Annotated in this window: 7 protein-coding genes and 1 pseudogene; 3 read left to right on the top strand and 5 right to left on the bottom strand. The window is 35.8% G+C overall.

All coding sequences use genetic code 11. The features are described 5' to 3' along the window. The 4 genes and pseudogenes from QZN27_RS05720 to QZN27_RS05705 form a co-directional block, all read right to left on the bottom strand. Positions 1–675: pseudogene (locus QZN27_RS05720) on the bottom strand (hypothetical protein); the annotation flags it as partial. 49 nt (positions 676–724) lie between these two features. Continuing rightward, entirely contained in the window at positions 725–2563 is a 1839-nt protein-coding gene (locus QZN27_RS05715) for a YhgE/Pip domain-containing protein (RefSeq protein ID WP_296784834.1), read from the bottom strand. A 38-nt stretch (positions 2564–2601) separates the two neighbouring features. After that, positions 2602–2874 (bottom strand): hypothetical protein, encoded by a 273-nt coding sequence (locus tag QZN27_RS05710; protein WP_296784831.1) that lies wholly within the window; start codon positions 2872–2874, stop codon positions 2602–2604. A gap of 1 nt (position 2875) precedes the next feature. Further along, positions 2876–3163, bottom strand: coding sequence for a hypothetical protein (locus tag QZN27_RS05705; protein WP_296784828.1), 288 nt, complete (start codon positions 3161–3163; stop codon positions 2876–2878). Positions 3164–3297: 134 nt separating this feature from the next. On the opposite strand from QZN27_RS05705, the gene QZN27_RS05700 reads away from it, so the two are divergent. Further along, positions 3298–3633: a hypothetical protein gene (locus tag QZN27_RS05700; RefSeq protein ID WP_296784825.1), complete on the top strand. Its 336-nt coding sequence runs from the start codon at positions 3298–3300 to the stop codon at positions 3631–3633. Between the two features lie 9 nt (positions 3634–3642). Here the strand turns inward: QZN27_RS05700 and QZN27_RS05695 are convergent, their stop codons facing one another. Then, positions 3643–4479 (bottom strand): DUF1002 domain-containing protein, encoded by an 837-nt coding sequence (locus tag QZN27_RS05695; RefSeq protein ID WP_296784823.1) that lies wholly within the window; start codon positions 4477–4479, stop codon positions 3643–3645. Positions 4480–4721: 242 nt separating this feature from the next. Between QZN27_RS05695 and QZN27_RS05690 the strand changes: the two genes are divergently transcribed. Together QZN27_RS05690 and QZN27_RS05685 are read left to right on the top strand one after the other, a co-directional pair. Next, positions 4722–9545 carry a cobaltochelatase subunit CobN gene (locus tag QZN27_RS05690; RefSeq protein WP_394346858.1) on the top strand — a complete coding sequence of 1608 codons (4824 nt, stop codon included), beginning with the start codon at positions 4722–4724 and terminating at the stop codon, positions 9543–9545. A 106-nt stretch (positions 9546–9651) separates the two neighbouring features. Continuing rightward, positions 9652–14001, top strand: a 4350-nt coding sequence (locus QZN27_RS05685) for a right-handed parallel beta-helix repeat-containing protein (protein WP_296784820.1), incomplete at its 3' end; no start/stop codon positions are given.

The raw sequence follows: 14001 nt of genomic DNA, 5'->3' as shown, positions 1-14001 counted from the left end.
AAAATACTGGTAATAGAATTCTGCACTCTTTTTGAATGTCAGTGAAAATACTGCACCTGCGTCTCCTCCTGCGGAATTTCTGTTAAATACAGAATTTTTTAAGTCTAAAGCACCTAAAGAGTTAATTGCTCCGGCAGCAGTGCCTGCATAGTTGTCTGAAAAGGTACAGTGGTCAACTGTCAGGTATGCAAAGTTTAATATTGCGCCGCCGTAGATATTGGCATGGCCATTTTTGAAATTGATGTTTTTCAATATGACGTTGTAATGCTTTAATCCGTCACCATAGTTGATGTTGAAAATTCTGGATTTTCCCATTCCGTCAATGCTGTGTCCATTACCGTCAATGGTTATGTCCTTATTGATGAAAACTCCAGTAGTGAGTTTAAAGTCGTCATTATACTTGTAATCGTTGTTTAAAGTGACTGTGCTTCCCTCACCGGCAGTAAGAATTTTCAGTTGTAATGCTGTGAAAGTTCCGTTGTCTGTAGTGCTTTCTTTCAATGGCTGATCTTCAGTATTGCTGGATGCTTTCACATCTTCAATGCCGCTATCGACAACAGGATTGTTTTCGTCACTGGCTAAAGATGTGTCATTGCCGTCATTAGCTGCAACACTGGAAACGCTAAAAATCATGCAAGCAACCAATAAAATTATCAGTAAACTCTTTTTTTTCATTTTGTTATCTCCTTTCTCTAAAAAATATTTAGAAGTTATTGAATAACTTCTAAAATAATCCGCTTTCCTCCAAATGGTCTTCAAAGTATTTTGAAGCTTTGTCTGCTTTTTCCTTAATAAGCACTGCACAAATGACGGTTACAACACCAATTCCTAAAAGGATAATCAATGCAGGGATGTAATTTGACCAGACAACTCCAATCTGCGCTTCACGCAATAGATTGATAGCATATGTCATTGGCATGTATGGATATATGCTCTGGAAGAAACTGCCCATGATTTCAATAGGGTAGATTCCACCGGTACCTGATATCTGAAGCACTAAAAGAAGTACACAGACTCCTTTTCCAACAGTTCCTATTGCTGAAATTATGGAATATATCAGTATCATGAACACCACCGATACCAGTATCGCCGATAAGTAGAACAGAAGATAATTATCGACATAGATTCCTAGGATATATGACCCAATCAGAGTTACACAGGCCTGCAGTATGCTCAGTATTATATAGATTAAAAGCTTACCTGAATACATTTCAAATGGAGAATATTTGGTTCCGATACTTGATTTAGGTTCTATCATTACGCAAGTAATTAAAGCACCGACCCACATTGACAATACGATATAGAATGGGGATACATTGGAACCGTAATCAGGCACTGAAAATATTTCATTTGTTTCCAATTTGACTGGTGCAAAGAAATATTCCCCAAGAAGTGTTTCGTTGATTCCGGTAATGCTTGAAAGTGCATCTGCAGATGAGAAAAGAGCAGCTGATGCACTGAATAATGCTTGTGCTGCTGCATTGGAAAGCATTTCTGCTCCTGCTGCAAGGGTCACTGAACCCTCAGCCAATTTATTAGAACCGTCAGCCAATTCATTGGATTTTTCTGCTAATAATACGCTACCGTTTGTGATTTTTGATGAACCTTCAGCCAATTTTACAGAACCGTCGGCCAGTTTGCTTGAACCTTCGGCTATTTGACCGCTTCCGTCTGCGACTTTGGCACTTCCTTCAGCATATTCCTTTACAGGACCCTCCGGTATTAATGAAGGATCAACTGTGGATTGTATTTCCTCAGCACCTTGCTGAAGTTCGTCAGATTTTTCTTGAAGGAGTTCAGAGTTTTCTTTAATAGTTTGTTTACCTTTATCTATTTCACCAGATTTTTCTTTTATGGTGTCTGATCCCTGTTTGATTTTTTTGGATCCGTCTTGAACCTGTGATGCTCCGTCATTGACTTGGGCTGCACCAGAAGAAACCTGGTCTGCACCTGATTGAAGTTGAGACCCTCCACTCGATAGCTGTTCGGCTCCTGAAGCAAGACCTTCCTGCAATTCACCGAGCTTGCCGTATGCAGCAAGGTTTATAAATTCAACAATCTTTGCATTAAGATTGGTGTAAACTGTATTGGCAGCTGTATTGGTCAATTTGGCAGCCACGGGATTAGCTTTAACGTTTACAATATATTCTAATTTTGCATCTTTAGGATTGTCCGTCGCAATCGAAACGATGTTCTTACTCAGGTTTTTGGGTATTACTATGCCTGCATAATAATCACCCTTATACACCCCGTCTCGCAGCTCATCCTCCGTGACAAATGTCCATTTAAATTTGGTGTTGTTCTTTAAATCCTTGACAAGTTCATTTCCAATATTTAATTTTGTGTCCTGGAAGGAGGTGCCGTTATCGAGATTGGCGATTGCGAATTCAACTTCCCCGGTATTTCCATACGGGTCCCAGCATGCGTATATGTTCAAAAGAGCATAAAGGGAAGGCAAAATAATTATCGCAATAAGAATTAGGGTCACAATCGGGTTTGAGAATGCAGATTTAAAATCATTTTTCATTATCTCTACGATATTGCCTATATCTTTTCTACCCATTTTCCACCTCATCTTCTTTATTCATAATCTGGGATTGTTTATATGATTCCCATCGCCTCAAGCATTGATTGCAGACCTAAAATAATAATTGCCAATCCTCCGATTATTTCGATGTAATCGGCATATTTGATGGCTATTTTTGTTCCATAAGTACCAAGCAGCAACCATATTACTACGGCAATGAGGCTCAACACACTTAAAATGATTGGATTTACATGTGCCACAGCACCCTGTGAAGCCAAAATAAGGTTTTCTATGTTTCCGAAAATTAGCAGTCCGGTAAATGGAGCATAATCTTTCAGATTCACCATGTTATTCACCTCTTTTTGATTTTCTTAGGTTTGTTATTGCATCTTTAATTGAAATAAGACCTAAAATAAATATTGCAAGGCCTCCGATAAATGTGATGTAATTGGAGTATTGTATTGCAAGATCAGTTGCTACAAATCCAATTATAAGCCATGCAATTACTGCAATAATACTTAAACCGCCTAAAACCTTAGGGTCCACACCATTAACTACACCTTGAGATGATAGGATAAGGTTTTCTATATTTCCAAAAATTATTAATCCCACAAAAGGTAAATATTCTTCTAACATTAAAATTCACCATTTATAATTTATTATTATGTGAATATAAAATAGTTTCTATGTAATACTCAAAAATTAATATAGTTTTTTTACATAATCAATAATATTAAATGGTTTAGTTAAATTACTTCATGAGGTGGATTATGAAAGACGAAATTACATATGACGATTTGAAGCAGCATGAACATATTTTCACTTTAGCCCCATTTTTCGTATTGAAGATGATGGCCAAGAAAAATTCCAATCTTGTCCGCAAGTTCCAAACAACAATAGAACCTCATTTGGATAAACTGGATGAGGAGCAAAAAACTAAATTGAATCTCATATTGGAAAGCGATGTTGACCATTTGCAGAAACTGTTGAGGCAGGCATATGAGCAAACTAAACTAAAGCAATATGAATTATTGTCAGATCCTAAAAATAAAGAGTTCATTGAGTTGAATCTCAATGAGCTGAGAAAATTGATTTTAAAAAAATAAGATGATGGATTAATTGAACAATCCATCTAAAAGTCCCTTGTCATCACCGGAATCGGTACTGTTCATTACATCAGACACTTCGGTTTGGTAAGTGTTTACGTCACCTTGAACGTTTTGTGTCTGCTCAATGCTTGTTGCAAGGTTTTCAATGTCGCTGTCTGAAATGTTGATATTGTTTATGACAGTGTAGTTGTTGATAATGTTCACGATGGTCTGGTGGTCTGTAACATTATTGACTTGCACTTCCTCTTTTACGTCATCAACTAATTTTGATAAATCGTCGGCGTTAACATCTGAACTTTTGACGATTTCAGCTTGTGTATAAATTTCATTGTTTGCCGCTTCTTTTACGGTATCTGGAATTTCAACATCAGTCACTTCTTCATATGAGTTCATGATGCCTGCAAGCGCGGATTCGCCGGTAGCTTCCACAGGGCTTGTCACATAAACATGTCCTGCTGTAATTCCTGCGGATTTTAGGGCTGAAATGTACATGTCTCCGGTGATTGTTGTGATTTTGGATTTGTCAACGCTCACTTTCAGGTCTTCATTGTCGTTCAAGTCCACGAGTGCGGATGAAAATACCTGATCTGAAGAGTAGGTTTTTCCTGTAATTGAACCTGAAATTTTATTTACGTCTGAAGCTGTGATAATTTTTGAATCTACATTTTTCAAATCGACACCAGCATTATTTGTAAAAAATGTGTCTACAATATTTTTATAATTTGCATTATTATAGGTTGTTTCACCATAGGTTATTACGACTTGGGTGTCGCTAGTTGAAAATCCTGCTGGAATAAGCATTCCAACAACGATTATGGCTAGCAAAATCATTATCTTACGCATAAGTATCACCTCTTTATAATTATGGTAAATTTTATTTAGTTTATTAAGTATTTAAATGTATCTTTTCTGTGTATACAATTTTTTAGTTATAGATAAATTTGGTTAAGTTTAGTTAATTTTATATGTTCTCAAATCAAATTTAAACTTATAGTAAAAATTGATTTTGCTATGTTTCAATTGGGCATGAAGGAGGTGAAAAAACGAAAACCGATAAAAGATTATTATTTGCATTAATTATTTCAATATTGCTTGTATTTTCTGTAAGTTGTGTATTTGCAGGAGATAATGAAACAATATCTGATGTGGTGAGTGCTCCAAGCGAGTTAGAAGAAATAACGCAAGTTCCAGATGTTCCAAATGTTCAGTCTTCTCAATCAGATGAGGGAATCCTTAAAGCAGGGGATAATGTAATTAATGTTCACGTTTATGATTCTTTCAATGAAACAGGCAAAACATGGACGGAAGATGGAATTGAACTTAAGGGAGCTACCGTAAAGCTATATGAAAATTCTACAAATAAGTTGATTTCAACTCAGACAACCAATAATAAGGGTATTGCAACATTCACAGGATTAGGTTCTAAAATATATAATTTGGAACTTACCTATCTGACATACAATCCGATTTATCTCAAAGGTATTGATTTTACTCAAAACAGCGGTACATTGGACATTAGGGATGTGATGTTCATTCCTGATATATTATTGTTGGTAGATTATGCTTCCCACAACGAAAAGGTTGACTTGCTGATGAACATGTCAAGGCGTGTTGCATACATAAGTACAACAAACTTCGATGAGTCAAGGGCATGGCTGGCGGAATACGCAAACTACATCCACATCGATATGTTTGCTGAAAACTCAGCGTATAATAGGTTTACAGCAGCATATCTAAAGGAATTGTTGAAAAACTCTCCGGCTAATAAAAACTATAAGGTCGCATATACTTTTGGAGTTTACTCCCAAGAGATATTGAATACAACCGGTATACATATTATTGGTGCCAATTCAGCCAATAACTATTACGATACCATTGAAAATACCTACATTGGATCATATTTCCAGGCGGAAGACATCAAGGACTCAGATGTTCTGGTTAAAAACATGGAGAATTACTTTGATTATGTTCGTTATCTAATCGAACCGGATAAGTATTCCAATCCTACATTGACCGATGACGGAATTCCCTTGATGAGTCCCGAATGTGGTTTTTACCATCCTGATTTGGGAATGTACACTCTTGTCCCTGAACCAGATTTGATTCATGAATGGATTACAACAAATCCGGGTTATACCAAAACACAGGACGGTAGCCTCAACTGGATGAATGAGAACTATCAATATTGGGTTGAGCACACTTTAAACCCTAAAGAATTATTCAACCGTTTTGAAAATAATTATACTGCTAAGCTTAATCCAGATAAAAAACTCATAGCTATCGCTACTTACTATTGTGGTGGAGATGTTGTTGATGCCTTGATTAGAAGTTATGCCGCAAGCGGTAGACCTGCCTTCAACGTATTCAAGACAAGTACTACCCCTTCAATGTCTTCTATTTTAAACAGCATCACAAATTCCTCAAAAATTGGAATTTCACTGATTACTTCACTATATAGTTGGTCTTTAAGTTATGCTAACGGTTCAGCGGAACCTGATTTATCTGAAATAGATTTGGCAGTTCTCAAAGGGGTCAATGATATTTCCGAATACAGTTTTAATTCTGAATTGGGTCCACAAATCGAATGGACATATGCAGTGACCTACCCAAGTTTTGAAGGTGTTTACGGACCTGTAATCCTATCATATGTTGATGGTGCAGGTAAGACTCATGTAATCCAGACCGGTGTGGATAAGATGGTCAAGTTAAGCTGTGGCTGGGCAGATTTAAAGGATTTCGATAATTCTGACAAGACCATAGCTATCGTACTATACAATTATCCGCCAGGTAAAGCTGAAATTGGTGCTTCATACTTGAATGTAACTCAATCCACTTATGATTTAATCGTTAAATTGTATGAGCAAGGATATGATACCGGAGGAGACATCAGGGAAATGATGACTCCACAGGAACTTGAAGAGCGCATTTTCAAAATGGGTAACAAGGGATCATGGGCTTATGGTTTGCTGAAACAGTATGTTGAGGAAAACTATGACGAGCTGGTCAGACACAACCAACTGATTTCAACAAGGGACTTCCGTAATCTGATTAAAGACATTCCAATGAATCTGATTAAAAACATGACCGATTATTGGGGTTCAGGTTTAGGACCGTCAATGGTTTACAACGGTACTGACGAACAGTACATGATCGTTCCGGGAATGTGGTTCGGTAAGGTATTCGTGACATTCCAGCCAAGTAGAGGTTGGGAAGAGCTCAAGACTGTTGAAAATTACCACGATTTGACTCTGCCTCCAACACAATACTATGTATCATTCTACAAATGGTTGGATAAAACCGCAAAGGTAAATGCAATCGTGAATATGGGAACTCACGGAACTCTTGAATGGTTGCCGGGTACTAATTTGGGTGCCGTTGAAGGCGACTGGACATTTGAGTTAACCTTGAATCCGACCCTATATCCTTATATCGTATCAAACCCTGGTGAAGCAATGGTTGCACGTGACAGGATTGCGGCATTGCTGATTACCCATATGACTCCGGCAATGGTAACATCCGGTTTATATGGTAACTATACAGTGTTAAATAATTATATTACATACTATAAGGACCAGGTGGCTCTAAATGTAACTTCAAATGCGGAAGAGTATAAGGCAAAAATCATCAAATTGGCTCCAAGCTTAGGTTTCAGAAACTATACAGATGCTGAAACATTTGAACAATGGTTGGATGACCTTCACTTGTATCTTGAAGCGATGAGCGATGATTTCATAAGTTACGGTTTGCATACCTTAGGTAAAATATTGACCGGTGAAGAGCTTGTGGAAGAGGTCATTACAATTACAACTTCCCAGACCAAAATCTACACATACATCATGGAACTCCTGTATCCTGAATTAAAGGGATTAAATTTCTATGAGGACATTTCAGGAAATCTGAATTATCTGGTTCAGGCAAGTGCAATCAAACAGTTCCTAAAGGATTATGTAACAGATTTGGTAAACGGCTCATCAATAAGTGAACTGACACAGAAATATGGAATTCCAGTCGGATCTTCATTATACAACTCAACATTGTACGCAGCACAGGTAATCGTCAATATTCAAAACAACAATGAATGGAATGCAATATTGACAGCTCTTGAAGGAGGATATGTGAAATCAGGACTCTTTGCAGACCCTTCCTATGGGGATTCAATTCCTACCGGTTATGACGGTTATGCATCAGACCCTACAAGGATGCCTTCAGAGTCAGCTTATGAATCTGCAATCAAGATTGTTGATTTGCTCCTGTCTGAATATTATGAAAAACACGGCAAATGGCCGGAATTGACTTCATTAATCTTATGGGGTACTGAAATATCAAGGACAGAAGGTATAGGTGTTGCCGAATTCCTGTATTTCCTTGGATGCAAGCCTGTATGGGCAGACAACGGAAAGGTCATTGATGTTGAAATGCTTCCTTTGGAAAAACTTACAGTCAAGCTTTCCAACGGCACTGTTGTAAACAGGCCTAGAATTGACGTGTTTGCAAGTATCGTTACAAGCAATAAGGATTGGCTCACATGGATGTTGAAGGCTGTTAAATTCGCAGCATTTGCAGAAGGCGAAAATACAACCAACAACTTTGTGAAAAAGCATTATGCCGAAAACCCTTCACTTGACAGGCTGTTCGGTCTTCCGGGCAATGTCCTTGAAGGAACCGGTATGTCAACACTTATTCCGAACACAGCTGACTGGGATATAAGTACAGTCAATGAATTTGCAATGGATGTGTATCTCTCAAGGGTATCCTACTCCTGGACAATAGACGATAGTGGTAATATTGTAATTACAAATCAGAAAGACAACTTCATGTATCTGCTAAACAGAACTGATTTGATTACTCAGAACTTTGACAGTACATGGAGACTCTTCGATTCAGACGATTACTATGACTGGTTTGGCGGATTGTACAATGCGGCTAATATATTGAAGGCAAGGTCAGGTCAGGAAAGGCCGGACACTTCATTTGTAGATATTAGGAGCAAAAACAATTATAATACAAGAACCTATGAAGAGGAAATCGAGTTTGAAATAAGAACAATGCTTTTGAACCCTAAATATTACATGCCGCTCATTACCGGGGGTGGTGCCGGAATGAACTCTTATGCGGCAAGATTCCAAAACATGTTTGGAGGTTTGACTGTAAGTGGAAACAATCTTGATACTCAATTGGGTAACCAATTGGCCAATGAACTGTTGGGCATGGACGGTTATGTCAACAGTGCAACAACAGCATCAGGTTATCAGACTTCACTTGCATGGATGATTTACCTTGCAGACCAGGGAACCTGGCATACAGACATGAAAACATACAAGGAGCTGGTTGACAAGTACATTGATAATGTAAACAAATATGGTGTAGCATGTTGTCACCACACATGTAAAAACCTTGCGTTCAACGCACAGCTTATCCAAATGAGCTCACTTACTCCAGCTCAAAAGCAAAAATTCGCAGAGATTCTTGCACAGGCAACCAATACTGATCCGTTATATCAGATGCCTGAGGAGGATCAAGGTTCAAACTCACAGCAAGGAGGTTCAAGCAATGGTGCTTCAAATGCAGGAAATCAAAATTCCAATGCGCAGCAATTGGTAAACGGAACATCAAACGACAGGTCCAGTAGCAGTGACGGTGGAAGAACTGCCGTCGGTGCAGACGCTTCAGAAAGTGGAGATGCAAGATCTGCCAGTGAACTTTCAAGTTCTTCAAGTTCCGCATCTGACAGTGGTTCTGGAGATTCAGGTGCTAAGGCATATGAATTGTCCGATAAATCTGCAGCCAAATCCGCAAGCGCAACTGAATCAAGCATGCCAATATTTGTCATCATTGCAATAATTGTATTAATTGCAATATTCCTTGTTGGATATGCAAGAAATGATGAAGATGAATATGATGATTATTAATTAATCATCAACTTTTTTTTATTTTTTTCAAATTTAGAAATTTTTAAATATACTTTATTTTAATACATAATAATAGTATAGATTATTTATGTAAGAGAGGTATATCATGATTAAAAAAATTAATTTTTTATTAGTTTTATTATTGCTTTTAGTGTCTATCGGCGCTGTGAGTGCTGATGATGATTTGAATGACACTATCGCAAGTGATGATGAAGATGTTTTGGAGGAGGTATCATCTGATGTTTCAACTTCAAATGATATAGATGATATATATTCTGATTCTAATTCATACACTGTTGATGAAAGTAATTATAATACATATTTTGACAGTAAAGGAGAAGCGACTTCTTCCGTAAAAAGCGGAGATACAATAACTATCGATGGTACATTCAACAATAAAAACTTTACATTCAAAACACCGGTAAATATTATCGGGTCTGAATCTAATAATTTGAAGAACTGTGTTTTTACATTTAATAGTGGTGCATCCGGAAGTAACATTTCCAGTTTAAAAATCGCCAATACTTTTGATTATTATTACGGCATATTTTTAAATACTGCATCTAACTGTATCATTCGGGACTGTTTTATAAATAACACCGGTTCTTCTTCTTATACAATCGTTTTAGGCAATGGTGCAAATTATAATAATGTAACCAACAATAATTTGAATGAATACGGAATAACTTATGGTCATGGAACCCGTTCAACTTCACCATTGCTTATTGCCGGATCCCATAATAATTATATTGCAGATAATTTTATTACATGTTGGGATGCCAATGGAATATACTTGTCTAGTTACCCTGGAGGTCCTCTTACTGGCGGACCATCAAATTATAATGTTATCTACAATAATTCTATAAAATATAATGTATTGCCGACTTCTTGGAGTTATGGTATCCAAATTATGGGTGCAAATAATATTATCCGGTCCAATAAGGTCATAGGGGCATATAGAGGTATTTCCATTTCTGGTTCTGGAAATTCAATTATAAGTAACCAGATTATTAACCTTACAGGTGCAGATTATAACCGTCCTAATGAGGAGATTGCTGGAGAAAGTGCTATTGTAGGTTCTTATCATTCAATTATTGTAAATAATTCCATTATCAGTTCAAAAGTCCAGGCATCTGGTGCAGGAATCTCTGCTTTAGACAATTCCATTATTGAAAATAATACCGTTCAAGTAATTTATTTGGGAACAGGTATAAATCCATTAGGTTCCAACATCACTGTTAAAAATAATAATATATCTACAGTTTCCGGTTCAGGAATACTGGTTAACAGTCATATTTTTAATCTGACTTTTATAGGTAACACTATAAGAAGCCAATCCGGAATAGGTATTCTAATTCAAAAATTAAGCTCTAAAAGAATGCCTGGTAACATTACTATTGTAGATAATGTCATTTATGCAGGCAATTCTAAAGTTTATGCGATTGATGCAAGAGATGCAGATAAATCTACTGATAATCTAATTGAAGATAATTATGTTCCGAAAGGTTATGGGGGCATTGCAACTCCTTCAGGAGTATATGACGGTTCAATACCTTCTTATAAATTCAATGGCAAAACACATGTCATAAACTCATCAAATTTCGATGATTATATCCATTCGAATGGTGCATTGAACTCCAATATTTCCAAAGGGGACATATTAATTTTTGAGGGCGAATTTGTCAATAAACTTAACATCATTGTTAATAATGCAGTAAAGATTGTTGGTAGGAATGCGATATTTTACAATACTACCTTTAAAATTTATGATGATGGGGTATGGGTTGAAAATTTAGTTATCAGAAATAATGAATCAAGTAAACCAAATGCATGGGGAATCTTGGTTTATCAAGTCAGAGGCGCAACAATTCTAAACTGTGACATTGAGGTTAGTGATCCTAATGCGGCTTATGCCATTTATGTAGTTGAATCATCTAATGTAGATGTAATCAACAATACCCTCTTTTCTGAAGGTAACTATTTAACATATACCTTGCTTGCATACACTGTTGATGATTGTAAATTTATCAATAATACCATTAAAACTATTGGAACAGGTAACACTTATATTAATACCGGAATGGATGCCTGTATTGATGGTGATGAAAGTTGTGTAGATGGTGATGAGAACTGCGTTGACGGTAATGAGAACTGTATAGATGGTAATGAAAATTGCATTGATGGTGATGAGAACTGCGTTGATGGTGATGAGAATTGTGTAGATGGTGATGAGAATTGTGTAGATGGTGATGAGAACTGCGTTGACGGTAATGACATATTCAAGGGAAATCACGTTGTTCCAGCAGAAGTTTACAGGACTTACGGAATTTTAATATTGTATTCTTCAGATAACATCGTATCCGGAAACAAAATCAATGCTACATCCAAATTAAATGGCACAATAGAAACAACACAATCAACTAATTCAGTTATAGGTATTGATTTGTATTATAATAGCCATAATAATGTATTTTCCAATAATGAGATTTATATAAAATCTAATGATAATTATATTTATGGTATGGGAGTATTAGGTCAGAAATCCAGTGATGACGCATCAGAAGGACAAGGTGCTTCAAACAATCAATTCATAAATAATATCATAACTCTTGAAGGAACTTATTTTGTCGAAGGATTTGTCATAGGCCGTAATTCTTTTGACACAGTAATTGCTTCAAATACAGTTAATGCAAAATCAGATTGCGTTGGCTATGGAGTTAATTTGGAAATGTCTCAAAAATCTATTGTTAATAATAATAAACTCAACTTAAATTCTGAAATAATTTATGGAGTTCAGGTTTTTGAAACAAAGAACAATAATATTTCAAACAATTATTTAACAGCTAATGGAAAAAGGGCATATGGTATGGTGCTTTCAAATTCCGCCAATAATGAAATATGTGGAAATGTCATTTTAGCTAATGGCACAGATGAAGAAATTAATTTTGTTAATTATGATTCAATACCTGCTGGCAATGCGGGAATATATCTTAAAGTAAATTCAACTAATAATATTATTAAAAATAATAATATAACATCTAAAAAATCTTTTGCAATCATTTTAGATGATGATGCTAAAGATAATATGATTCAAAATAATTATTTGGATTCTGAATGGGGTATTGGTGGTGATGCTGTAAATAATAGTGAGAATAATGTGGTAGAATATAATTATAAGTATCTTGTAACAGGAAAACTTCATGATGTTAATATTAGATACTTTGAAAATGGAACATTTGAATTCAGCACTGATGATGAAAATTTAAATGGTGCTAAAATTGATTTCATTGATGATTTGGGTGATATAATTAACTCAACAACAATATCAAATGGACATGCATCATTTGTATATGATTTCAATGGATTCGAAGACTTCACTCCTGCTACATATTGTTTTAGTTCAAAAATCTATCAGAAAAATTATAAAATAGGTGAATTTACTTGTAATGTCAATATTGATAATGGTTTATTGGTAATTTATTTGGACAATGTTACTGGCGCCATTGCGAGAAATACTCAATTTAAAGCTATTGTGAAAAACATTTTAGGAAATGGTGTTTCCGGATTGACAGTTGAATTTTATGTAAATGATGAAGGATTTGAAGAGTATGTTGGTAAAGCGATAACTGATAATGACGGTTTAGCGATACTTGATGGTAAAATACCTCAAATATATGGCGAAAATCCTGAAGTTATTGCAAGAATTACTAATCCGGATTATTTCCAATCAACATCTGCCAAATCTAATTTAACTGCATATTGGCTTACTAAAACCAATATTGAATTAACAAATAAAGTTCAGCCTAATGCTGTAGTGGCTGTCTTGAAAGATGAGAAAGGTAATTTATTGAGCAATCAAGGGGTAAATGTTAAAATAGGCAATGATATCTATCACAGAACTACAAATTCAAAAGGCGAGGTAACCATGCCTGCTTTATCTAAAGGAACATATGATGCTACCTTTTCATTTGATGGTGATGAACAGTATTATGATTCAAAAAATAGTGCTAAAATAACTGTACTGCCTTCTTTATTTGAAAATAAAGATTATTCTGTTTACTATGGAAACACAATCAACTATAAAGTTCGTGTAAAAGGATCAGATGGTAAGTATGATGCTGGAAATATTGTAACCATTAAAGTTAATGGTCAAACTTTTAAAGTCCAAACTGATAAAAACGGTTATGCAACCAAGACTTTGAAATTAAAAGTAGGCTCTTATACAATCACTTCAGAATTTAATGGTGACAAGGTTTCAAATAAAATCACTTTCAAACCAACATTGATTGCTAAAAATATCGTTAAGAAGAAAGCTAAAAAAATCAAATTTTCAGTTAAGGTGGTTGATAAAAACGGTAAGGCGGTGAAAAAGAAAAAAGTGACCTTCAAAATCAAAGGCAAAAAGTACACTGCCAAAACCAACAAGAAAGGTGTTGCAACCGCCACAATTAAAAAC

Origin of the sequence: uncultured Methanobrevibacter sp., assembly GCF_900316895.1 — an archaeon.
Classification (GTDB): domain Archaea; phylum Methanobacteriota; class Methanobacteria; order Methanobacteriales; family Methanobacteriaceae; genus Methanocatella.
The sequence above is the reverse complement of the archived record's forward strand: the minus strand, read 5'-3'. Positions and strand labels throughout refer to the sequence as shown.

Excerpts from the sequence above, each read along its gene's own strand:
- QZN27_RS05715 (WP_296784834.1), bottom strand. The coding sequence starts at position 2,563 with ATGGGTAGAAAAGATATAGGCAATATCGTAGAGATAATGAAAAATGAT.
- QZN27_RS05710 (WP_296784831.1), bottom strand. The coding sequence starts at position 2,874 with ATGGTGAATCTGAAAGATTATGCTCCATTTACCGGACTGCTAATTTTC.
- QZN27_RS05705 (WP_296784828.1), bottom strand. The coding sequence starts at position 3,163 with ATGTTAGAAGAATATTTACCTTTTGTGGGATTAATAATTTTTGGAAAT.
- QZN27_RS05700 (WP_296784825.1), top strand. The coding sequence starts at position 3,298 with ATGAAAGACGAAATTACATATGACGATTTGAAGCAGCATGAACATATT.
- QZN27_RS05695 (WP_296784823.1), bottom strand. The coding sequence starts at position 4,479 with ATGCGTAAGATAATGATTTTGCTAGCCATAATCGTTGTTGGAATGCTT.